The organism is Burkholderia sp. SIMBA_062, from assembly GCF_046534765.1.
GTDB classification, from domain to species: domain Bacteria; phylum Pseudomonadota; class Gammaproteobacteria; order Burkholderiales; family Burkholderiaceae; genus Burkholderia; species Burkholderia ambifaria.
In genome coordinates, this window is the sequence record NZ_JAWRYD010000010.1 from 83070 (window position 1) to 103839 (window position 20770).

The following is a 20770-nucleotide window of genomic DNA, read 5'->3' on the forward strand; positions in this document are numbered from 1 at the left end:
GGTCTGGGCGCCCGCGTGAGGCGGTCGCAAGATGTTGAGGACACTCTAGTTGCGGTGGTCGATCAGCGCGACCGTACGGTGACCGTATGGCCACCGCAGTGTGTAATGCAGGGGAGGGTGAGCGCTGCGGTTAATCACGAGGGATGGGGAACCATTGTTCAGGCGCAATATCCTCGCTCTGCCCGAGACCGTCGAGCACGGGCAGCGAATCGGGATAGTGCTTTTCTAGCGCAGCCTTTGCGCCCTTCCAGGTCAACTCATTTAGCGAGCGCAGGTAGACGGTCACACCGCCGACGTTCCATCTGGCGACAGGCCTTTTTCCTTCTTTCCGCCTGAATTTCACAAGCTCAGCATATCGATCTGCATCGTTCAACCGACGCTTCAGCCATTCGCCGTCGCGACCAGCTACCAGATAGGGGCCGAGGGCATCGGCCAATTGGGCGCTCGTCGGCCATTCGGATTCGGCCCCGTCGCTCCCCGGGGCCGCGTCACTTGATGCATCCGAGATGTCTGAATCGTTCGGGACGGACGGCAACTGAATGCCGACACCCTTCAACTGCAACCATGCGTTGAGATCTGCAACGCTGACGACGCACCAGTGAGAGGTCATAAAAGCGGCGATTCCCTCTTGCCTGATAGGCAGCCTGCCATCCGGCTCGCGATAGACGATCTCGTTTTCGCAGACTGCGTTCTGAAGTGCGGCGACGTAGCGCAGCTGGACATCGCCACGCGGATCGTTGCTGTCGTCGTCAGCATCGGCAGGATAGAGCGCCGCCGCGATCTCCGTGGCGGCCTCCTTGAGCGTGTAGAAATTCATTTTTCCCTCAAAGGTCGTCGTCCGTGCCGACCGCCGCGTGCCCGTCTGACGTGGGCGACCGAATGGCCTTCCGCTTGTGCTGCACGTGGTACGCCGTCAAAAGCCCGTGAGCGACCATATCGAGTGCCGGCTTCACCAGGCCATTCTTGTCAGTCCAAACCTTCGGCGTGAGCGCGCCTGAGAGCGATACGCTATCTGCGTCTCCGAGAGCCAGAAGCTCAGTCTGTACGTCGTCGTTGAATGCGATTACGTTCACAAAAAGCGTTTCACCGTCGCCAGCAGTCGCGCGCACCTTGCATGTCACGAATCGTTTTCCATTCTGTCCTGTTCCGATCTGGGCTTCGCCGTAGAGGCGGCCACTTACTAATCCATCGATCATCATTTCCCCCCTGGTCGTGTGTCGCGTCGAGTGGTGCTCTGCCGCAGGATAGAGCTCCGCAGCAATTGCCGCGGCAGATTCCGTGCGCGTGTAGAAGTGCACGAGTACCTCAAATCGAAAATCGGATTTTGCCGGCGCGGGGCCGGCTCGCCGAATGAACGAGCAATCAGTGGATTATCTGTCGAACTTCCATGCTCGCCGGTTCGCTGTCTGCCTAGCTTCCGCTTCGAGTCGAGCAACCCGAAGCCGCTCACGGAAGTGTGCAAGATCCGGGCGCAACGTCGAGGGAGGTTGGCGCTCGATAGCCCCAATGATGATGTCGTAATCATCGTCGGGCCAGCGCTCAAGCCGCGCGAGCTCGTCGACGACGTCGAATAGCTCCCGCTGCATCAATTGCAGCTGCTCTGGCCCGAGGACCGGCATCCACGGCAAATACAGGCCACCATCCGAAGAGCGCAGTGCACCAATGCAGTCGGCCGGTATTTGCTGACAACCGTCTGTCCCAGCGAGCAAGTACGCCATGATTTCCGGCTTGCGCGCAGCGATCTCCGGCTTGATTGCTGCGATCGCATCGGGCGGCCCCTTCATTTTCACAACGTCTCCCGCGACGCTCAGCCGTATGCCCAGCGATCTGGCTTTGCTCAAAATCGCAACAATGCTCATACGTCGTCCTCCAGTTCGGCTGCCGCCGCGACATCACCGTCAAGTCCGCAGTCTGAGACGGGCCGCGGACTTGACTGCGGAGTTGATTCCCTTGATGGGTAAGGGTTTGCCGTCAAGTCCGCAACTCCGCAATGATTTCCTGAGTGTACGGAGTTGACGGGGGATTGCGGACATGTGGGGGCAATGCCGGCAACCCCGCCAACCGACTGCGGACTTGCGGACTTGGCTTCTGAGCCTTGCTGGATAAAGGATTCAACTCCGCAATCGCCTTTGCGGACTTGAATTCCTTGCGGACTTGAGACGATCTGCGAGTGCGGAGTTGAATCGCCGTACTTGGCGTCGTGATTATCCCAAATCCATCCCCAATCCTTACCATGCTTCACGGCTCGGATTTTGTTGCCGGCCTTCACCTCGGCGGCCTTGGCGGCCTCCACCATGCGCCAGCTTACGCCCTCGGCCTGGGCTGCCGCTTTCATCTCCTTGGTGCTCATGAAAGGCGTCAGCCACTCATAGAGCATGCAACGAGCACGCTCGAACTTCGATTCGCGCTCGCTCTGCTCGTCGGTGTCCAGGTCATCGGCCTCCAGTTCGCGGAGGATCTCGCGCGCCGAGCCATCGAGAGGTTCGCCCCATGCGATTCGGCTTGATGCGAGACCGTCCTGAGCGTCGAGCGTTTCGATCGCATACTCGAACCCCCCGGAATCGCCGGCGATATTGCATTTCGACTTGGCGAAGATCCGGCGGTCGGACGCGTCATCCTTGCCGGCCACAAGAATCATCCGCGCAGCGGCGCCGAACGCCTGCGAGCCAAGAATGCGCTCGGTCGGCGATGAGCCCTTCGAGCCCTTCGAGAAGTGCGTGATACCGAGGATTGCGCAGCCGTGGGCAGCCCCGAGGTCGATCAGCGGCTGAAGCGATTTCCGAACGTCGCCGGACTTGTGAGAGTCGCCGTTCACCACACTGATGATCGGATCGACGACAAGCATGCTCGCACCGCCAATCTGCTCGACGCGCTCGGCCAGAATGGGAACATCGCGGCTTGGATCGAATGGCTGGAGCCCGCCCGCCTCATTCGTGATCGACTCCACGAAGAAAACGCGCCTGAGATCAGCGCCGGCAGCCATGAGGCGAGGGACGAGCGTATCGGCGAGCCCGTCTTCTCCGGTCCAGATCAAAACGTTCCCCGGCGCTTTGCAGCGTGTACCGTCCGGCCACTCTGCGCCGTTGGAGATGGCAGACGACAGCGAAATGGCGATGGTCGTCTTTCCGCACCCAGGTTGCCCGGCGAGGATTGAGAGCTTGCCGGCAGGCAGCCAACCAGGCCAGAGCCAGTGAATCGGCTCCGGCACAATGTCGGCCGCGCAGGACAGGTTGACGGTCGGCGCAGTGCGCTTCTTCGGGGCGGCGGCATCTTCCGGCGCAGTTGCCGCGTCGACGCAGCGTCGCACCGCCTCGAGCCCGGCGAGGCAGTGCAGGTCATTGAAATCCGATGCGTGTCTAGGGCGGTCTTTACCGAAGTCAGGCACCGCCAGAAAAGCACCGACCGCGCGCGCTGCCTCGGTTGCCTTGCTCATGCCCGGATTACCGGCCGTTTCCGTGTCGTCGTCCGCACAGAGCACAATACGCAGCTCAGAATGCTTTTGGCGCCAGGCGCGCGCGACGTTCGGAAGGTTGCCGGCATTCATAGCCGCAGCGACGGGATAACCCGTTGCTTCGTGAAGTGAACATGCCGTCGCGTAGCCCTCGCAGATCAGCAGCGGTGTCTTGCCATTCGGCTTGACTCCGGCACTGACCGCGACGAAGCAACCGCTGATTCGGCCATCTGTCTGGAACGTTTTCTGACCATCCGGCTGGATGTATTGCGCGGAGTGGTGCCCGCCATCAATGTCCTGCAGCTTGACGACGAGCTGGTCGCGCAGTTGCTTCGCTCCGTAGGGCTTGATCCGCTTCGCGCGTACGTAGGCGTGATCCGCGCGAACGGTCCCGGCTCTCTCCCAGAGGTTGCGTGCCTTGGCGGCCGCCTCTGCCTGAGTGTGCTTGCGGATCTCGGCTGCGGTAGCCGCTTCGCGATCGCGTTCAATTCGGCGGCGTTCGCGCTCGTCGGTCGACAGCGCGGTCGTGGGCTCGCTTTCACGGTAGCCATGCTCGATCGCTTGCTTGAACAGACTGGCGATCGTGATGCCGCCTGAGCGAAACGATTTCCAGACCGATTTCGCATCGGCCTCGCTGTAGCTCGACGCCGAACGTGACCAGTCGTCCCAGAATTCGAATCCGGCTTCGCCGAGCTCGGCCTTGATAGCCATACCCATCTGGACCCACGTATCGCGGTCATCCGCCGGCACGTGGCTCAATGCTGCGCGGATGCGTTCTTCTTCTGCATAAACGCTCATTAAACCTCCTCGAGCGTTGAGGACTGCTCAGGGGTATGCGTACGACGAGATCTCCCCACTGTGAGCCTCTCCTTCAGGCGAGAGCGCAATCGTCCCTCCGATTCGCTGCCAATGCGGGCAAGGCGCGCTATCGTCTCGACTTCGTCGGCGATGTGGTAAAGCAGCGTCGTCTGACGTGCGTCTTGAAGAGCGCCGCACTCCGGCGCGTCTTCGGGGCCCCGGTCTTCGTCAATCAGGCAACCGATACCCGAGATGAGAGTGCTGAGTTTGAATGCGGCGCTCGCTGCCTCGTCGGTTGCCACGGACAAATACTCCAGATCCTCATCGGATGCTGCGGCCGCATCGAAGTGGTCCCAAAAGAAGGCGAGCATCCCCGCTGCATCAGGCTGTCTCTTAGACATGGTGAACCTCCGACTGCAAAGTGCCGCGCAGCTCGTTGAGCTCGCAACCGACGCGCTCGACGATGTCGTGCCCGATGTCGCACAGCACGCATGCGCGAAAGTGCGAACCCGTAACCTCATCCTGGATGGATTCGAACAGTGCTTCTAGCTGTTGGAGCTTGCCGGCAATGATGTCGAGCGTTTGGTTATTGAGAGCGATCTTAGCCATGCGACACCTCTCCATGAACGATTGCTGTAGCAATGCGACGCGCGAATGCGGCGTTGAAGGCCGTCCGGCGATCCTCGTCGGACGGTGCCGGCGCCAGGCCGTCCAACAGATACGCGAAGCGGTGATCGCGGAAATCGGCCATGCTCCGCGCTGACTGTCCGAGCCAAAGCTCAGCTGCTCGAGACCCAGCACGAACGAAGAGGGGAAATTGCAGGCCGGCGGCATGCGCCTGTTCGACGGCCGCCGAATCGCGCAGCGATGCGCGCACAATTTCGAGAATTGACGAGGTCATGCGCGCACCCCCGGAGCTTTACGGTCGGCGTGGGAGGCAGCTTCGATGCGACGCTTGAACGAGCGTTCGAAAGCCACGAGGCAATCTGCGTAGGAGGGGATGCGGCCGAGGCCGGCGACGAGATTGTCGAACGTCGACCGACACCATTGGTTCGGGCGTGAGGTCGGGCGAACCGCCAACCAGTTTTCAGCGGCACGGGTGCCGGCAATCGCAAACAGATCCGCGCTGACAGTGAGCGTCGGTTTTGCTTGCCGACCGGTGCGCCAGGCGCTCGGGATAAGGTCGAATGGGTCAGCCGACCGTGTGAGGGTGTTCGGGGTCGCGGCAGTGAACGTGCCGCCGGCGGTCACTCGCTGTCCAGGTCGATCGTCGCGCCGACCTTTCGGCACATCTCGAGTACTTGGTCGACAGTCGCGGATCGGTTCTGCAGCGCGAGCGCTAGAAACAGCATCGGCAACGACATTGGTCTCGGCTCGACTCCTCCCGTGTACTTTCTCCACTGACTGTTTCCGGCCAATCCGAACATTTGAGCCATCTGCTCGCCAGTAAATCCGAGCTCCGCTTTCAGCGCACGCAGGTCTTCCGGCGTCGGCGGGAAATATTTGAGGGTCATAGATTTGGTCGCGCGTCGTCCGCGCGAATGCGATGATGTTTTTCATTTCATTCCTTTCGGAGGTAGCGGGCTACGCGGTGCGTTACCCAATGCGGCTCAATTTAGACCCTTAAGGTCTATTTGTCAATCGAATGCGCCGCCCGCTGAGAACGCTAGTTCATTGCTGCCGAATCGGCTGCCTGTGCCGCGAGGTGCAGCGCCTGCATTACTTCACCTACCTGGTCGGGGCGCAGTGAGACGCCAGCACGGCCAGGCTTCCATTCGCCGCTTTCGGTTGCGAACCAGATCCGGAGATCAACGAGAACGCGGCCGCGGTACTCACCCACGGATACGCGGAGGCGCTCCGAATCAGAGCGGCGGAGGTCGAGGAATTCGGTGGAGTGGCTCATTGCGCGCCCCCGAGCAGACGGCCAGCCATAGAGGCGTATTCCTCCGCAGCCTGCTTGGCTGCGCGGTAGGCACCACGGTGATCGTCGCCGGCGCCCATCGAACGCTGCAACGATGCGCGGATCACCTCCTGCGTGGCCGTCAGGATTGCCCTCTGGGTCGGATTCAACGATCGACGCTCGCCGGCCCGCAAGCCGCAAACCTTGTTGGCGAGCTTGTTGACGTTGCAGTGGAACACCTCATCGCCGGCCATGCTCCCGGCCTCGTGCGCGCGTCGGGCCATCTCTGCCACTTCGTCGTGCAGTGCGTGATAGCTCGGCAGGTACACGCCGTCATGGAGCGCTTGGCGGCTGCGAGCGTCACGGAACGCGATGACCAGACGCAGTTTCAGCGCGCGTACGCGGTCGGTGTTGCGGCTATAGGACAAGAGCAAGTAGCACTGGTCTTCATTCAGCAACGCGAAGCGCTCCGGCCGGCCGCCGACCGATCCCGGGAGGGGTTTAGCGGTTTCAAACCGCAGAACCCCCAGTGCCTCAAAATCGCCGCTATAGTCCTCGAGCAATTCGCGGACATGCTTGTGAGAGTTGCCGAGGTGTTCTGCCAGCACTCGGCTATCGACGCGCGATTCACCGCGTGACTGCTGGAGGGTGAGTGCGGTAAGCTGGCGCTGTTCGACGGCGCTCGATTCGGCTTTGCTGGGTCGGGCGTTTTCTTTTTGCATTGCTCAGCCCTCCACCCGGTAGTTCGACGGGTCGGCGAGCCAGCGGTGAATTTCGCGATTCGGCCATGCAATGCAACGCTGCGAACCTAGTTGAACGCGACGCGGGAAGCGGCCGGCGTTCTCACGCAGACGAATGGATTCTCGAGAGAGCGGGACCAAGCGACTCAGATCCGCCCAACGGGAGTAACCGTCGAGCGGGAGCCCTTGGGGTGCCGGGTTTAGCGGGCCGGCATTGGGTGGAAGTGACGGTGCTTTGGCAACCATGTTGTAACCTCGCAAAAGGTTGTTGAACATGGTTCCCGATTATTGTCATATCTTAGGAGGAGGCCAGTCAAAGCGCGAACTAAAGTAAATTATTTTCGGACGTTTTAGTTAGCGCGTCGCTTCTTCCATGCAGCGCCTAGCGCAGTGTTGGTGACTTCGGTGAGCGGATTGTTGATTTGGGCGATATACGCAATTGCAGCGTGCTGGGGCGCTGTCAAGCGAGAGTTTAGTGATGCGAGAACTGCAACGTAGGCTTGCGTCGCTGCGTCATGGCTATCTGGTTGTCCGTATGGATATTTTGCTGCGGGATCTGCAAGCGTCAGCAGCTTCTCTAAATGAAACAGCGCCGCACGGAGAGTGCTATTAGATGCCTGGAATGCTTGTGCTTCTTTGGCTGCCTCCCCGCCGGTTGCGCTTGCGTCACTTAATAGGTTACGAAAGTTGTTGGCGCCACCGGAGAAGAGAAAAGTGCGAATCTCGTGGACCTGACCCGCGAGTTCGTGGTAGCGCTTACGTTCATATTTAACCGAAATGTCTTTGGTGCCATGCTTTCGGACGCCGGTTAAAAGTGGGAATGGATTGCGCTGCGCCGTATCTGGCAGCACCAGGAAAAGTGCCAGAAGTTGCTCTTCAGAGACGGAAAATTTCTCGAGAGTTCTCCACCGTCTCCTGAGTTGATCGTCCTCTTCGGGGTGGGCCTCCCAGAACGAGCGAAAGCGGCGACCGCGTTCAATCACGCGAAGTGAGCGAGGGGTAGCATTGTGGCAACATTCGGCCAAGTGAGCGGCAATCACCGTAGGGAAATGGCACTCGGCCCAGTAACTGGGATCGATCTCACGCGATTCTGTTATGCGAGCCGGCTTCATGACATTGATTTATCGATTAGTGGCAGCAATCGGAACAACCAAGGTATCGGATTTCAGATTTTCGAGATGGTCACCCCAGTGCTGCATCATCTTGCGGCGCTCAGGCAAATACTCGGCGTGAACGTAGGCGGCAGTGACCTGGTTGCGTTCCGCGTGCGCCATCTGGCGCTCGACGACGTCGCGGCTGTATCCCAGTTCACGCAGTGCTGTTGCAGCAAGGCCGCGGAAGCCGTGCCCGGTCATGCGTGACTTGTAGCCCATTCGATACAGTGCATATAGCATCGTGTTATTCGAAATGTGGCTTCGACCTTGCACGCTGTAGAAAACAAAGCGTTGCTGGCCGTTGATTTCGCGGAGCCGGGCCAGCACATCGAGCGCCTGCTGCGAAAGGGGCACAATGTGAGGATCGCGCATTTTCATGCGTTCCGCCGGCACCCGCCATTCCCCGACGTCGACATCGATCTCTGGCCACTCCGCCTGGATCATTTCCTTTGTCCGCACGAACGTCAAGGCCATGAACCGCAAGGCGAGCCGGGTGACCAAGTCGCCCGAGTATTCGTCAATGTCGCGCATGAGCTGCGGGATCTCGGTCGCTTTCACTCGCGCCATATGCTGGACGCCAGTGCTTTTCTTCAAAACGGTTTCGGCGTCGATGTCGGCCGCCGGATTGCGAGCGCAGCGTCCGGTCATGATGCCGTACTGAAACACTGCGCGCGATCGCTGAAGTACCCGCTTGGCCGTTTCGCGAACGCCCCGTGATTCGACGGTGCGGATGATTGCCAGCAGTTCGGGGGCATCGATGCTCGCGATAGGGCGGGCACCGAGTCGAGGAAATACGTCGACTTCGAGGCAGTTGATGACCTTGCCTGCATACACCGCGGACCATCCACCGCGTTGAGTCTCAAACCATTCGCGCGCGACGAGTTCGAACGAGCTGGCAGCGGCCAACTGCGCAGCCCGCTTGTCAGCTTTCTTGGCTTCGCTTGGATCAAGGCCTGCGGCAAGCTTTTCGCGCGCGTTATCACGTCGACCGCGCGCATCAGCGAGCGATACGTCCGGATATGTGCCGAGCGCTAGGCTCTTTTCTTTGCCGTCGATGCGGTATTTGAAAATCCAACGTTTCCCGCCGGCCGGTGTGATCAGGAGCAGTAGTCCGCCGCCGTCATAGAGCTTCTGCTGCTTCTCTGCGGGCTTTGCTGTGCGGACCTTGAGGTCGGTGAGCGCCATGTGCTGGTGCCTCGGGGGTTGTCTGAAGGGGGTGTTTTGCGAAGCCCCCAAAAGAACCCCAAGTCGGGGGTTGTTTCCACTGGTGGTCGCTGGTGGAAGTTTGCAACAAAAAACCCCGCACAGCCAAGTGTGACGGGGTTTATGTGGCGAAGCTGGTGAAACTTTGGGGGATCTCTGGTCCCCCCGACAGGAATCGAACCTGTATCTAGCGCTTAGGAGGCGCTTGTTCTATCCATTGAACTACGGGGAGAGCCGGGTCCGCGATATCGCGTGCAGAAAACGCGACCGGGACGGCGATGTGGACAGCGCGCAGAGTATAGCAAACGCGCGGCGCATCGGCGGACGGAATGCGTGCCGATGCGCCGCGCGCGTGCTCAGTGCGTCCAAAAACCAGAATCAGAAATCGACGACGACGAAATCTTCCTTGCCCACGTCGCACAGCGGGCACCGCCAGTCGGCGGGAATGTCGGCGAAACGGGTGCCGGCGGGAATGCCCTCGTCGGGCAGCCCTTCCGCTTCGTTGTAGACCCACCCGCAAATCAGGCAGACCCAGCTCTGGTATTCGATTACTTCGCTCATAGGGCGTTCGGGATGATGAAAGTCGGTCATGCCGTCCGCGGCGCGGCCAACGGACGAAAGCCGCAATAGTACCGGAATTTCGCCGAACACCTGCGCAACGTCCTTTTAAACGTACGCATCGCGAACAACGGCCGCCATCGCACCGGCCGGGCACGCAGTGTATGCTTCGTGAGCCTTTCAATCTGAAGGAGGAAACGATGCTCAACAAAAAATGGATCGCGGGTGCGGTATGTGTCGCGGCACTGGCCGTGTCGACGCTCGCGCGTGCCGAGGCGCGCGTGTTCTTCGTCGAGCCGAAGGATGGCGCGACGGTGTCGAGCCCCGTGCACGTGCAGTTCGGCCTCGAAGGGATGGCGCTCAGGCCGGCCGGCGACATGACGCCGGACACGGGCCACCATCACCTGCTGATCGACGGCAAGCCGGTGCCCAAGGGCGACGTGATTCCCGCCTCCGACCATTCGCTGCACTTCGGCAAGGCCCAGACCGAAACCGACGTGAAGCTGCCGCCCGGCAAGCACACGCTGACGCTGCAGCTCGGTGACGGCGCACATCGCTCATACGGTCCCGAGCTGAGCTCGACGATCACGGTCAACGTGAAGTAATCGCACCTCCCGCGTGCGGGCGCCCGGCCGGGAAGCCGCGGCCGGATGCCCGCCGTGCCGGCCCTGCGCGGCGGCGAAGCGCGCCATGCCGGCGCCGTCCGCCAAGCGCACGTCGCATGCAGTCACAGCACGAAAAGCACCGCGCACCGGCATAGTCCGTCCGGCCATCCCGGCGCAGGCCTCCGCCACCGGTACAATGGGCGCTTCCGATTTCTCTCTTCGCCGTCTCCCCATGTCGCTTTATTCCATTACCGGCGCGCAACTCGCGTTCGGTCACGTCGCGTTGCTCGATCACGCGGACTTCTCGCTGGAGGCCGGCGAACGCGTCGGCCTGATCGGCCGCAACGGCGCGGGCAAGTCGTCCCTGCTGAAGATCGTCGCCGGGCTCGCGAAGCCCGATGACGGGCTGATCACGCGCCAGCAGGAGCTCGTGACCGTCTACGTGCCGCAGGAGCCCGAATTCGAACCCGGCGCGACGGTGTTCGAGGCCGTGGCATCGGGGCTCACGCACACGCGCGAAGTGCTCGAAGAATACGATTCGATCGCGCACCGCCTCGCCGAGACACCCGAAGGCGCCGAGCACGATGCGCTGCTCGCGCGGATGAACGTGCTGCAGTCGTCGCTCGACATGCACGACGCGTGGAACTGGCGCACGCGGGTGTCGATGACGCTCGCGCAGATCGGCCTGACGGACGGCGACGCCAGCGTCGACGCGCTGTCGGGCGGGATGCAGAAGCGCGTCGCGCTAGCGCGCGCGCTGGTGCTGCAGCCCGACGTGCTGCTGCTCGACGAACCGACCAACCACCTCGATTTCGACGGCATCCGCTGGCTGGAAGAACTGCTGGTCTCGCAGCGTGCGGGCCTGCTGTTCATCACCCACGATCGCGCGTTTCTCGACCGCGTCGCGACACGCATCGTCGAGCTCGATCGCGGCGGGCTGCTGTCGTATCCGGGCAATTTCTCCGCGTACCAGACGCGCAAGGCGCAGCAGCTCGAAGTCGAGCGCGTGGAAAACGAGAAGTTCGACAAGCTGCTCGCGCAGGAAGAAGTGTGGATCCGCAAGGGCGTCGAGGCGCGCCGTACGCGCAGCGTCGGGCGCATCGCGCGGCTCGTGCAGATGCGCAACGACCGCGCGGAGCGCCGCAATTCGCAGGGTAACGTGAAGCTCGACGTCGCACAGGGCGAGAAGTCGGGCAAGATCGTCGCGGAACTGACGGACGTGACGAAGCGCTACGGCGATCGTACGGTCGTCGACACGTTCTCGACGTCGGTCATGCGCGGCGACAAGATCGGTTTCGTCGGCCCGAACGGCGCGGGTAAAACCACGCTGCTCAAGCTGATCCTCGGCGAGTTGAAGCCCGACACGGGCACGGTGCGCACGGGCACGAACCTGCAGGTCGCGTATTTCGACCAGATGCGCGCGCAGCTCGACCAGGAAAAGAGCCTGGCCGATACGATCAGCCCGGGTAGCGAATGGGTGGAGATCGGTGGCGTGCGCAAGCACGTGATGAGCTATCTCGGCGACTTCCTGTTCGCGCCGGAACGCGCGCGCTCGCCGGTGAAGTCGCTGTCGGGCGGCGAGCGTAACCGGCTGCTGCTCGCGCGCCTGTTCGCGCGTCCGGCCAACGTGCTGGTGCTGGACGAACCGACCAACGACCTCGACATCCCGACGCTCGAATTGCTGGAAGAGCTGCTGGCCGACTATGACGGCACGGTGCTGCTCGTCAGCCATGATCGCGCGTTCCTCGACAACGTCGTGACGTCGGTGATCGCGGCCGAGGGCGACGGCAAGTGGCGCGAATACGTTGGCGGCTTCACCGACTGGCAGATCCAGAGCGAGCGTTCGCAGCAGCTCGCGCAGCAGGAAGCGGTGAAGCGCGCGGTGAAGGAAGCGGCGCCGGTCAAGGAAGATCCGGCGAAAAGCGCGGCCGGCCGCAACGCGCAGCGCACGGTCAAGCTGTCGTTCAACGAGCAGCGCGAACTCGATGCGCTGCCGCAGAAGATCGCGGCGCTCGAGGAAGAACAGAAGACGATCAACGCGCAGCTCGAGGACGGCGCGATCTTCGCGAAGGATCCGCAGGAAGGCACGCGCCTGACCGAACGGTTCGCGGCGATCGACGACGAACTGCTCGCCGCGCTCGAGCGGTGGGAGACGCTCGAGGCGAAGCGCAAACCGGTCTGACGCATGGCGCGCGGCGCGTCGCACGCCGGCGCGTCGTAGCGCCGGCCGTATGGCCGGCACGCACCGCGCGACGATCTTGCGACGGCGCGCCACGTGGAACCAGTAAAATACCGCGCGTCCCGGGTCGCGCAGCGCATGCCGCACGCCCGCTTTCGAAGCAGTCCAAGCACAGCGTTGTTTCGATTCGCTTTTTTGCGGAACTCAACGTTTTGTCCACGACGTTATCCACACCAGGTGTGGACAACGTCCCGATGAATGACGAAATTCAGCGCCTATGTCAACGAAGAAGCCCAGCGCGGCCTATAGCGAAGCATCGATCAAGGTGCTCAAGGGTCTCGAGCCGGTCAAGCAGCGGCCCGGCATGTACACCCGTACCGAAAATCCGCTGCACATCATTCAGGAAGTCATCGACAACGCGTCCGACGAGGCACTCGGCGGCTACGGCAAGCAGATCATCGTCACGCTGCACACCGATCAGTCGGTGTCGGTCGAGGACGACGGCCGCGGCATCCCGTTCGGCATGCACCCCGAGGAAGGCGTGCCGGTCGTCGAGATCGTGTTCACGCGCCTGCACGCGGGCGGCAAGTTCGACAAGGCCGCCGGCGGCGCGTACACGTTCTCGGGCGGCCTGCACGGCGTCGGCGTGTCGGTGACGAACGCACTCGCGACACGCCTCGACGTGACGGTCTGGCGCGACGGCAAGATCGCCGCACTCGGCTTCGCCGACGGCGATGTCGTGAAGCCGCTCGCGACGCAAGGCGCGGGCCGCGGCGAGAAGAAGTCCGGCACGCGCGTGCAGGTGTGGCCGAATCCGAAGTACTTCGATTCGCCGAACCTGCCGTTGGGCGAGCTGCAGCGCCTGCTGCGCTCGAAGGCCGTGCTGCTGCCGGGTGTCGAGGTCGTGCTCGTCAACGAGAAGACCGGCGAACGCCAGACGTGGAAATACGAGGACGGCCTGCGCGGCTACCTGCTCGACGAGATGAACGGCAGCGAGCTGTTGATCCCGCTGTTCGAGGGCGAGCGCTTCGCCGATGCGCGTTCGACCGACGAAACCTTCGCCGAAGGAGAGGGCGCGTCATGGGTCGTCGCATGGAGCGAGGAAGGTTCGCTCGTGCGCGAGTCGTACGTGAACCTGATCCCGACACCAGCCGGCGGCACGCACGAGTCGGGCCTGCGCGACGGTCTCTACCAGGCGGTGAAAAGCTTCGTCGAACTGCACAACCTGCAGCCGAAGGGCGTGAAGCTGCTCGCGGAAGACGTGTTCGCGCGCGTGTCGTTCGTGCTGTCCGCGAAGGTGCTCGATCCGCAGTTCCAGGGGCAGATCAAGGAACGCCTGAACAGTCGCGACGCTGTGAAGCTCGTGTCGTCGTTCTCGCGGCCGGCGCTCGAGCTGTGGCTGAACCAGCACGTCGAACACGGCAAGAAGCTCGCCGAACTCGTGATCAAGCAGGCCCAGGCGCGCACGCGCGCGGGCCAGAAGGTCGAGAAGCGCAAGAGCTCGGGCGTCGCGGTGCTGCCGGGCAAGCTGACCGATTGCGAGACGGAAGATATCGCGCGCAACGAACTGTTCCTCGTCGAGGGCGACTCGGCGGGCGGCTCCGCGAAGATGGGCCGCGACAAGGAATACCAGGCGATCCTGCCGCTGCGCGGCAAGGTGCTGAATACCTGGGAAGCCGAGCGCGACCGCCTGTTCGCGAACAACGAGGTACATGACATCTCGGTCGCGATCGGCGTCGATCCGCACAGCCCGGACGAAACCGTCGACCTGTCGAACCTGCGCTACGGCAAGATCTGCATCCTGTCGGACGCGGACGTCGACGGCTCGCACATCCAGGTGCTGCTGCTCACGCTGTTCTTCAAGCACTTCCCGCAGCTGATCGAACGCGGCCACGTGCACGTCGCGCGGCCGCCGCTGTTCCGCGTCGATGCGCCGGCGCGCGGCAAAAAGCCCGCGCAGAAGCTCTATGCGCTCGACGAAGGCGAACTCGAGGCGACGCTCGACAAGCTGCGCAAGGACGGCGTGCGTGAAACCCAATGGAGCATCAGCCGCTTCAAGGGGCTTGGCGAAATGAGCGCGGAGCAGCTGTGGGACACGACGATGAACCCCGACACGCGCCGCCTGATGCCGGTGAAGCTCGGCGAGCTCGACTACGAGGCGACCGTCGCGCGGATGACGATGCTGATGGGCAAGGGCGAGGCAGCCGCGCGGCGCGGCTGGCTCGAGGAAAAGGGCAACGACGTCGAAGCGGACATCTAACCCGCGCGGCCGGGCATGACGCCCGGCCCGGCCTCACGCCACTTACGAATACGGAATTCAGATGGACGACAATACTTCCGATCTCTTCGCCGGGTCCGACGCACCGGACGCCGAAGCGCTGACGCTCGGCAATTACGCGGAGCAGGCGTACCTCAGCTACGCGGTCAGCGTCGTGAAGAGCCGCGCGCTGCCCGACGTGTGCGACGGCCAGAAGCCGGTGCAGCGCCGGATCCTGTTCGCGATGAACGAAATGGGCCTCGGCCCCGACGCGAAGCCGGTGAAGTCGGCGCGCGTGGTCGGCGACGTGCTCGGTAAATATCACCCGCATGGCGACCAGTCGGCATACGACGCGCTCGTGCGTCTCGCGCAGGATTTCTCGCTGCGCTATCCGCTGATCGACGGGCAGGGCAACTTCGGCTCGCGCGACGGCGACGGCGCGGCGGCGATGCGATACACCGAAGCGCGGCTCACGCCGATCTCGAAGCTGCTGCTCGACGAGATCGACCAGGGCACGGTCGACTTCATGCCGAACTACGACGGCTCGTTCGAGGAACCGAAGACGCTGCCGAGCCGCATGCCGTTCGTGCTGCTGAACGGCGCCTCGGGCATCGCGGTCGGCCTCGCCACCGAAATCCCGTCGCACAACCTGCGCGAGGTCGCGGCGGCGGCGGTCGCATTGATCCGCAATCCGAAGCTCACGCACGGCGAGCTGATGAACCTGATCCCCGGCCCGGACTTCCCGGGCGGCGGCCAGATCATCTCGAGCGACACCGAGATCGCGGCGGCCTATGAAACCGGCCGCGGCAGCCTGAAGGTGCGCGCGCGCTGGAAGATCGAGGAGCTCGCGCGCGGCCAGTGGCAACTCGTCGTCACCGAGCTGCCGCCGAGCACGTCGGGCCAGAAGGTGCTCGAGGAAATCGAGGAGCTGACCAACCCGAAGCTCAAGCTCGGCAAGAAGACGCTCACGCCCGAACAGCTCAACACGAAGAAGGCGATGCTCGACCTGCTCGACGCGGTGCGCGACGAGTCCGGCAAGGAAGCGGCGGTGCGGCTCGTGTTCGAGCCGAAGTCGCGCACGATCGACCAGACGGAATTCGTGAACACGCTGCTCGCGTACACGAGCCTCGAGTCGAACGCGACGCTGAACCTCGTGATGATCGGCGCCGACGGCCGGCCGGGCCAGAAGGGGCTGCTGACGATCCTCGACGAATGGGTGAAGTTCCGCCAGCTGACGATGACGCGCCGGTGCCGCCATCGTCTCGCGAAGGTCGACGACCGCATCCACATCCTCGAAGGGCGGATGATCGTCTTCCTGAACATCGACGAGGTGATTCGCATCATCCGCGAGGCGGACGAGCCGAAGGCCGCGCTGATGAGCGCGTTCGGCCTCACCGATCGCCAGGCGGAAGACATCCTTGAAATCCGGCTGCGTCAGCTCGCGCGGCTCGAGAAGATCAAGATCGAGAAGGAACTCGAGGCGCTGCGCGACGAGAAGGCGAAGCTCGAGGAACTGCTCGCGAACGAAAGCGCGATGAAGCGGCTGATGATCAAGGAGATCGAGACCGACGCGAAGCAGTACGGCGACGATCGCCGCACGCTGATCCAGCAGGAAAAGCGCGCGACGTTCGAGGCGAAGGTGGTCGACGAGCCGGTGACGGTCGTCGTGTCGCAGAAGGGCTGGGTGCGCGCGCTGAAGGGGCACGGGCTCGACCCGGCCGGCTTCACGTTCAAGGCCGGCGACCACCTGTACGCGGCGTTCCAGTGCCGCACGCCCGACCGGCTGATCGCGTGGGGCAGCAGCGGGCGCGTGTACTCGGTCGACGTGTCGGTGCTGCCGGGCGGCCGCGGCGACGGCGTGCCGGTGACGTCGCTGATCGAGCTCGAATCGGGCTCGCACCTGATGCACTACTACGCGGCGCCGGTCGACCAGCAACTGCTGCTCGCGTCGAGCAACGGATTCGGCTTCCTCGCGAAGGTCGGCGACATGGTGAGCCGCGTGAAGGCCGGCAAGGCGTTCATGACCATCGATATGGGCGCGGTGCCGCTCGCGCCGATGCCCGTGCTGCCGAACGCGACGCAGGTCGCGTGCCTGTCGAGCGGCGGCCGGCTGCTGGTGTTCGGGATGGACGAGATGAAGACGCTGTCCGGCGGCGGCCGCGGCGTGATCCTGATGGCGCTCGACGACAAGGAAACGCTCGTGCAGGCGCTCGCGATCGACCCGGCCGGCGTCGTGCTGATCGGCACCGGTCGCGGCGGCAAGGCGCAGGACGAAACGCTGTCGTACGCGGGGCTCGCGCCGCACATCGGCAAGCGCGCACGCAAGGGCCGTGCGCCGGAGACGAAGCTCAAGGTCGTCAGCGAACTGCGTCCGCTGCTCGGCTGACGCCGCATTCGCTCGCCGGTTCGACCGGCACGCAGGCCGCACCTCCGCTTCGGCGGGCGTGCGGCCTGTTCTTTTGCGCGTCGTATTCAGGTAAGCGACAGTGGCGGCGTCACGCGGAACTTGCAAAATAGTGTGAAATGCCGCGCGGGGTCCGAACCGAGCGGCGGTCCGCCGGTCGAACGTCGCTCGAGACCGCGTATGACGCGGCTGTTCGTTGCACCCAACCCCTATCAGGATTGCCGCCATGTCCCACGCTGTTGCCGTCGCGCTGTTTCTTCACCTGCTGGCCGTCGCCGTGTGGGTGGGCGGGATGGTTTTCGCGAATTTCTGCCTGCGCCCGGCGCTGTCCGACTTGACGCCGCAGCTCCGGCTGCCGCTGATCGAGAGCGTGTTCGGCCGCTTCTTCAACTGGGTGTCGGGCTCGGTGATCGTGATCCTGCTGTCCGGCGGGTTCCTGCTGATGTCATTCGGCGGCGCGCACGCGACGTGGACGCTGCATGCGATGGCGGGGCTGGGCGTCGTGATGATGCTGATCTTCGGCCACATCCGCTTCGCGCTGTTCCCGCGCATCCGCCGCGCCGTGCAGGCGCAGAACTGGCCCGATGGCGCGCGCGCGGTGAACGCGGTGCGCCTGCTCGTCATCGTCAATCTCGTGCTCGGCGTCGTGACGATCGGCGCCGCGGTGCTGTCGCGCGGCTTCTGACCTCCGATTTCGCGGCGCCGCTCGACGCCCGCCGCCGGCGCGGTGCCGCGCGCCGCTACGCGGCCAGCATCGCGTCGAGCAGCCACGCGCCGGCCGGGCCGAGCGGCCGGTTGCGCGACCAGACCGCATCGACCCGCACGCGGCGCGGCCAGCCGCGCGAGCGAAGCTCGCACAGCCGGTCGCGCGCGAAGTGCTCGACCATCCAGCGCGGCAGCTCGGCCCAGCCGAACCCCAGCACCGCCATCTCCAGCAGCATCAGATAGCTCGGCGCGAGCCAGCGCTGCGTGCCGACGACGATCCGATCGTCGGCGCCGCGATCCTCCGGTTTCACGTAGGTGTTCAGGCGCAGCTCGCGCGCGTCGCGCAGCGCCGCATGCGGCACGTCGGCGTCGCCATAGGTGGCCAGCGCATGCGTGCGCCCGACGAACAGGCCGATCTCGGATTCCTCCGCCACCGTCGCCGCACCGATATCGGGCGGATAGACGGCGCGCGCGGCCATCAGCCCGAGTTGGGCGCGGCCCTGCTGGATCAGGTCGAGCACGTCCTCGTGCTCGGCGATCTGGCATTCGAGCTCGAGCGCCGGAAAGCGCCGCTCGAGCGCCATCAAGGTCTCCTCGTAACGCTTCGACTGGTACGTATCGGACACGACGAGCGTGAGCCGCGCTTCCTCGCCCTGCGCGAGCCGCGCGGCAGTGCGGTCGATCGCCGCGCCGGCTTCGAGCGTGCGCTGCACCTGCGGCAGCAGCGCGCGGCCGGCATCGGTCAGCGTCGGCGTGCGCGTCGAACGGTCGAACAGCTGCACGCCGAGATCGATCTCGAGGTTCGCGATCGCTTCGGACACCGTCGACTGGCGCTTGCCCAGCTTGCGCGCGGCGGCTGTGAACGAGCCGAGCAGCGCGGCTTCGGCGAAGGCGAGGAGGGCTTCGGGTGCGTGGCGCATGCGGTGGACCTCACGGCGTTATATCGGTAAAACCGATGATATCAAACTGGATTCATACGGTTGTGCCGATCAGAATAGCCGACATGAGCTGAACAAACGAATCGGAGAGAATCATGAAACAGATGAACAAAACGGTGACGGAACGCCTCGTTCACGCGCTGACGTTCGAGCTGGTGGCGATCGCGCTGTGCGCGCCGATCGGTGCGTGGCTGCTCGACATGCCGGTCTCGCACGTCGGCGTGCTGACGGTGATGGTGTCGCTGATCGCGATGGCCTGGAACATGACGTTCAACACGCTGTTCGACCGTTTCGAGCGGCGGGCCGGCCTCACGCGCACGCTCGGGATGCGGATCGCGCATGCGGTCGCGTTCGAGCTGGGCCTCGTCGCGTTGGTGGTGCCGGTCGCCGCGTGGTGGCTGAATGTGAGCCTCGTCGAGGCGCTGCTGCTCGACCTCGGCATCGTGCTGTTCTTCCTGCCTTACACGTTCTGCTTCAACCTCGCATACGACGCGCTGTGGGCGCGCCGGGTCGCACGCCGCGTCGCGGTGCAGGCAGGCTGAGCGGCAGGCGGTGGCGGCGATTGCAGCCTGCCGTCAATGCGCGACGGCCCACAGCCATGCGCCGCACGCGATCGCGACCGCACCGTAGACGGCATACACGGGCACCTTGAAGCGCGCGAAGCACAGCATTGCAAAGGCGCCCGTGAGCCAATAGACGGGATCGGCCGGCTCGCGATGCAGGATCTTCACGACGGCGACGACGAGAAAGCCCGTCGTCGCCGCGCGCATCAGGCGCATCCCGTGCTCGAAGCGCGAGTGGCGCTTGAACCGGAACAGATGGTTCTGCGCGAACACGACGAGACATCCCGACGGAATGAACAGCGCGGCGGTCGCGAGCAGCGCGCCGGTCCAGCCGTCGGTCAGGTAGCCGAGAAACGGCACGACGTTCAGCAGCGGGCCGGGCGACACGGGCGACAGCGCGAACGCGAGCGTGAAGTCGTGATCGGAGATGCCGGTCGCCGGCGACACGAACAGCGTCTTGAGCACGGGCAGCGCGGAGAAGCCGCCGCCGAACAGCGTCATCCCGGCGCCGGCGAGCCGCGGCCACAGCAGCGTCATCTGGTAGTCGCCGGACAGCGGCAGCGCGAACAGCGCGACGAGGACGGCGAGCAACACGAGCAGATTGCGGTCGCGCCTGGACAGCGTGAAGTCGACCGCGTCGTCTTGCGGCGGCCCGGTCAGCCAGCCGGCTGCGAACGCGGCGAAAAGAATCCCGACGAAGGCCGCCGGACTATGCGCGAAAGCGAGCAGAATCGTCGATAGCGCGGCAATCGACTGTTCGAGCCGCGTGCGTGCGAGCGTACGCAACTGCTTGATCCACGTGACGCCGATCAGCGCGGCGAGCACCATCCCGAAGTGATTGATCAGCATCGGCGCGGCGAGCGAGCGCACGATCGGCGTGCGGTAGAAGATCGCGAACAGCGTCATCAGCACGAAGAACGGCAGCACGCTCGCGATGCCGGCGATCCACGCGCCGACGCGGCCGTGCAGCGTCTGGCCGACCTGCACCGCGACATTGCAGCCGACGGGGCCGGGCACGAGCCATGCGAGGGCGATGAAATCGGCGAACACGTGCGCTTCGATGCGCTGCAACCGGTCGACGTAGTGGCGTTCGAGTTGCGCCATCATCGACAGCCCGCCCCACGACACGGCGGAAATGCCGGCGATGACCTTGAACAAGGTCCATAGGGAGGCCTGTGCCTGTTCGACACGTTCGGCCGCTTCGACTTCGACGGTTGTCATGACTATGCTGTTGGCGCAGGGCCTGGTCTCGCGCTTGAAAACGTGCCGGCGGCCCGCCAACACGATGGCCCTCCCGATTGTCCGCCGCGCATCG

The 20770-nt window shown here is 63.9% G+C and carries 23 protein-coding genes and 1 tRNA gene; 6 read left to right on the plus strand and 18 right to left on the minus strand.

Going from position 1 to position 20770, the window contains the following annotated elements:
- Positions 1 to 130 precede the first annotated feature (130 nt).
- From SB786_RS13005 to SB786_RS13080, 16 genes are all read right to left on the minus strand, one after another.
- Positions 131 to 817, minus strand: a complete 687-nt coding sequence (locus tag SB786_RS13005; protein WP_410727811.1) for a hypothetical protein — start codon at positions 815 to 817, stop codon at positions 131 to 133.
- Positions 818 to 824: 7 nt separating this feature from the next.
- Positions 825 to 1196: a single-stranded DNA-binding protein gene (locus SB786_RS13010; RefSeq protein WP_410727935.1), complete on the minus strand. Its 372-nt coding sequence runs from the start codon at positions 1194 to 1196 to the stop codon at positions 825 to 827.
- Positions 1197 to 1370: 174 nt separating this feature from the next.
- Positions 1371 to 1859: a hypothetical protein gene (locus SB786_RS13015; protein WP_410727813.1), complete on the minus strand. Its 489-nt coding sequence runs from the start codon at positions 1857 to 1859 to the stop codon at positions 1371 to 1373.
- The gene (locus tag SB786_RS13020) at positions 1856 to 4249 is read right to left on the minus strand and encodes an AAA family ATPase (protein WP_410727815.1); all 2394 of its coding nucleotides are present in this window, start codon (positions 4247 to 4249) and stop codon (positions 1856 to 1858) included. The genes SB786_RS13015 and SB786_RS13020 overlap by 4 nt, the downstream gene beginning before the upstream one ends.
- Entirely contained in the window at positions 4249 to 4650 is a 402-nt protein-coding gene (locus tag SB786_RS13025) for a hypothetical protein (RefSeq protein ID WP_410727816.1), read from the minus strand. The genes SB786_RS13020 and SB786_RS13025 overlap by 1 nt, the downstream gene beginning before the upstream one ends.
- Positions 4643 to 4858, minus strand: coding sequence for a hypothetical protein (locus SB786_RS13030; RefSeq protein ID WP_410727817.1), 216 nt, complete (start codon positions 4856 to 4858; stop codon positions 4643 to 4645). The genes SB786_RS13025 and SB786_RS13030 overlap by 8 nt, the downstream gene beginning before the upstream one ends.
- Entirely contained in the window at positions 4851 to 5150 is a 300-nt protein-coding gene (locus tag SB786_RS13035; protein WP_410727819.1) for a hypothetical protein, read from the minus strand. The genes SB786_RS13030 and SB786_RS13035 overlap by 8 nt, the downstream gene beginning before the upstream one ends.
- Positions 5147 to 5500, minus strand: a complete 354-nt coding sequence (locus SB786_RS13040; RefSeq protein WP_410727820.1) for a hypothetical protein — start codon at positions 5498 to 5500, stop codon at positions 5147 to 5149. Before SB786_RS13040 ends, SB786_RS13035 begins: the two co-directional genes overlap by 4 nt.
- Positions 5497 to 5763 carry an XRE family transcriptional regulator gene (locus tag SB786_RS13045; RefSeq protein WP_410727821.1) on the minus strand — a complete coding sequence of 89 codons (267 nt, stop codon included), beginning with the start codon at positions 5761 to 5763 and terminating at the stop codon, positions 5497 to 5499. The genes SB786_RS13040 and SB786_RS13045 overlap by 4 nt, the downstream gene beginning before the upstream one ends.
- A gap of 152 nt (positions 5764 to 5915) precedes the next feature.
- Positions 5916 to 6152, minus strand: a complete 237-nt coding sequence (locus SB786_RS13050) for a transcriptional coactivator p15/PC4 family protein (protein ID WP_410727823.1) — start codon at positions 6150 to 6152, stop codon at positions 5916 to 5918.
- The gene (locus SB786_RS13055) at positions 6149 to 6871 is read right to left on the minus strand and encodes a Rha family transcriptional regulator (protein ID WP_410727825.1); all 723 of its coding nucleotides are present in this window, start codon (positions 6869 to 6871) and stop codon (positions 6149 to 6151) included. The genes SB786_RS13050 and SB786_RS13055 overlap by 4 nt, the downstream gene beginning before the upstream one ends.
- Positions 6872 to 6874: 3 nt before the next feature.
- Entirely contained in the window at positions 6875 to 7135 is a 261-nt protein-coding gene (locus tag SB786_RS13060) for a helix-turn-helix transcriptional regulator (RefSeq protein WP_410727936.1), read from the minus strand.
- A gap of 104 nt (positions 7136 to 7239) precedes the next feature.
- Positions 7240 to 8001 carry a hypothetical protein gene (locus tag SB786_RS13065; protein ID WP_410727827.1) on the minus strand — a complete coding sequence of 254 codons (762 nt, stop codon included), beginning with the start codon at positions 7999 to 8001 and terminating at the stop codon, positions 7240 to 7242.
- 9 nt (positions 8002 to 8010) lie between these two features.
- Positions 8011 to 9228: a tyrosine-type recombinase/integrase gene (locus SB786_RS13070; protein ID WP_410727828.1), complete on the minus strand. Its 1218-nt coding sequence runs from the start codon at positions 9226 to 9228 to the stop codon at positions 8011 to 8013.
- 175 nt (positions 9229 to 9403) lie between these two features.
- A tRNA-Arg gene (locus SB786_RS13075) sits at positions 9404 to 9478 on the minus strand.
- Positions 9479 to 9624: 146 nt separating this feature from the next.
- Positions 9625 to 9807, minus strand: a complete 183-nt coding sequence (locus SB786_RS13080) for a rubredoxin (RefSeq protein WP_012364402.1) — start codon at positions 9805 to 9807, stop codon at positions 9625 to 9627.
- A 197-nt stretch (positions 9808 to 10004) separates the two neighbouring features.
- Between SB786_RS13080 and SB786_RS13085 the strand changes: the two genes are divergently transcribed.
- From SB786_RS13085 to SB786_RS13105, 5 genes are all read left to right on the plus strand, one after another.
- Positions 10005 to 10409 (plus strand): DUF4399 domain-containing protein, encoded by a 405-nt coding sequence (locus tag SB786_RS13085; protein WP_410727829.1) that lies wholly within the window; start codon positions 10005 to 10007, stop codon positions 10407 to 10409.
- Between the two features lie 196 nt (positions 10410 to 10605).
- Entirely contained in the window at positions 10606 to 12591 is a 1986-nt protein-coding gene (locus SB786_RS13090; protein ID WP_410727831.1) for an ATP-binding cassette domain-containing protein, read from the plus strand.
- 274 nt (positions 12592 to 12865) lie between these two features.
- Positions 12866 to 14848, plus strand: coding sequence for a DNA topoisomerase IV subunit B (locus SB786_RS13095; RefSeq protein WP_410727833.1), 1983 nt, complete (start codon positions 12866 to 12868; stop codon positions 14846 to 14848).
- Between the two features lie 61 nt (positions 14849 to 14909).
- The gene (parC, locus tag SB786_RS13100) at positions 14910 to 17231 is read left to right on the plus strand and encodes a DNA topoisomerase IV subunit A (RefSeq protein WP_410727834.1); all 2322 of its coding nucleotides are present in this window, start codon (positions 14910 to 14912) and stop codon (positions 17229 to 17231) included.
- 244 nt (positions 17232 to 17475) lie between these two features.
- Positions 17476 to 17934 (plus strand): CopD family protein, encoded by a 459-nt coding sequence (locus SB786_RS13105; RefSeq protein WP_410727836.1) that lies wholly within the window; start codon positions 17476 to 17478, stop codon positions 17932 to 17934.
- Positions 17935 to 17989: 55 nt separating this feature from the next.
- On the opposite strand, the gene SB786_RS13110 is transcribed toward SB786_RS13105, so the two are convergent.
- Positions 17990 to 18874 carry a LysR family transcriptional regulator gene (locus SB786_RS13110; protein ID WP_410727838.1) on the minus strand — a complete coding sequence of 295 codons (885 nt, stop codon included), beginning with the start codon at positions 18872 to 18874 and terminating at the stop codon, positions 17990 to 17992.
- 113 nt (positions 18875 to 18987) lie between these two features.
- On the opposite strand from SB786_RS13110, the gene SB786_RS13115 reads away from it, so the two are divergent.
- Positions 18988 to 19434, plus strand: coding sequence for a multidrug/biocide efflux PACE transporter (locus tag SB786_RS13115; protein ID WP_410727839.1), 447 nt, complete (start codon positions 18988 to 18990; stop codon positions 19432 to 19434).
- 33 nt (positions 19435 to 19467) lie between these two features.
- On the opposite strand, the gene SB786_RS13120 is transcribed toward SB786_RS13115, so the two are convergent.
- The gene (locus tag SB786_RS13120; RefSeq protein WP_410727841.1) at positions 19468 to 20676 is read right to left on the minus strand and encodes a chromate transporter; all 1209 of its coding nucleotides are present in this window, start codon (positions 20674 to 20676) and stop codon (positions 19468 to 19470) included.
- Positions 20677 to 20770 lie beyond the last annotated feature (94 nt).

What these genes read in the sequence shown, in the direction of transcription:
- SB786_RS13010 (WP_410727935.1), bottom strand. Translation starts at nt 1,196, where the DNA reads ATGATCGATGGATTAGTAAGTGGCCGCCTCTACGGCGAAGCCCAGATC.
- SB786_RS13050 (WP_410727823.1), bottom strand. Translation starts at nt 6,152, where the DNA reads ATGAGCCACTCCACCGAATTCCTCGACCTCCGCCGCTCTGATTCGGAG.
- SB786_RS13005 (WP_410727811.1), bottom strand. Translation starts at nt 817, where the DNA reads ATGAATTTCTACACGCTCAAGGAGGCCGCCACGGAGATCGCGGCGGCG.
- SB786_RS13120 (WP_410727841.1), bottom strand. Translation starts at nt 20,676, where the DNA reads ATGACAACCGTCGAAGTCGAAGCGGCCGAACGTGTCGAACAGGCACAG.
- SB786_RS13065 (WP_410727827.1), bottom strand. Translation starts at nt 8,001, where the DNA reads ATGAAGCCGGCTCGCATAACAGAATCGCGTGAGATCGATCCCAGTTAC.
- SB786_RS13105 (WP_410727836.1), top strand. Translation starts at nt 17,476, where the DNA reads ATGTCCCACGCTGTTGCCGTCGCGCTGTTTCTTCACCTGCTGGCCGTC.
- SB786_RS13095 (WP_410727833.1), top strand. Translation starts at nt 12,866, where the DNA reads ATGTCAACGAAGAAGCCCAGCGCGGCCTATAGCGAAGCATCGATCAAG.
- SB786_RS13035 (WP_410727819.1), bottom strand. Translation starts at nt 5,150, where the DNA reads ATGACCTCGTCAATTCTCGAAATTGTGCGCGCATCGCTGCGCGATTCG.
- SB786_RS13025 (WP_410727816.1), bottom strand. Translation starts at nt 4,650, where the DNA reads ATGTCTAAGAGACAGCCTGATGCAGCGGGGATGCTCGCCTTCTTTTGG.
- SB786_RS13030 (WP_410727817.1), bottom strand. Translation starts at nt 4,858, where the DNA reads ATGGCTAAGATCGCTCTCAATAACCAAACGCTCGACATCATTGCCGGC.
- SB786_RS13090 (WP_410727831.1), top strand. Translation starts at nt 10,606, where the DNA reads ATGGGCGCTTCCGATTTCTCTCTTCGCCGTCTCCCCATGTCGCTTTAT.
- SB786_RS13080 (WP_012364402.1), bottom strand. Translation starts at nt 9,807, where the DNA reads ATGAGCGAAGTAATCGAATACCAGAGCTGGGTCTGCCTGATTTGCGGG.
- SB786_RS13055 (WP_410727825.1), bottom strand. Translation starts at nt 6,871, where the DNA reads ATGCAAAAAGAAAACGCCCGACCCAGCAAAGCCGAATCGAGCGCCGTC.
- parC (WP_410727834.1), top strand. Translation starts at nt 14,910, where the DNA reads ATGGACGACAATACTTCCGATCTCTTCGCCGGGTCCGACGCACCGGAC.
- SB786_RS13045 (WP_410727821.1), bottom strand. Translation starts at nt 5,763, where the DNA reads ATGACCCTCAAATATTTCCCGCCGACGCCGGAAGACCTGCGTGCGCTG.
- SB786_RS13015 (WP_410727813.1), bottom strand. Translation starts at nt 1,859, where the DNA reads ATGAGCATTGTTGCGATTTTGAGCAAAGCCAGATCGCTGGGCATACGG.
- SB786_RS13020 (WP_410727815.1), bottom strand. Translation starts at nt 4,249, where the DNA reads ATGAGCGTTTATGCAGAAGAAGAACGCATCCGCGCAGCATTGAGCCAC.
- SB786_RS13070 (WP_410727828.1), bottom strand. Translation starts at nt 9,228, where the DNA reads ATGGCGCTCACCGACCTCAAGGTCCGCACAGCAAAGCCCGCAGAGAAG.
- SB786_RS13085 (WP_410727829.1), top strand. Translation starts at nt 10,005, where the DNA reads ATGCTCAACAAAAAATGGATCGCGGGTGCGGTATGTGTCGCGGCACTG.
- SB786_RS13115 (WP_410727839.1), top strand. Translation starts at nt 18,988, where the DNA reads ATGAAACAGATGAACAAAACGGTGACGGAACGCCTCGTTCACGCGCTG.
- SB786_RS13060 (WP_410727936.1), bottom strand. Translation starts at nt 7,135, where the DNA reads ATGGTTGCCAAAGCACCGTCACTTCCACCCAATGCCGGCCCGCTAAAC.
- SB786_RS13110 (WP_410727838.1), bottom strand. Translation starts at nt 18,874, where the DNA reads ATGCGCCACGCACCCGAAGCCCTCCTCGCCTTCGCCGAAGCCGCGCTG.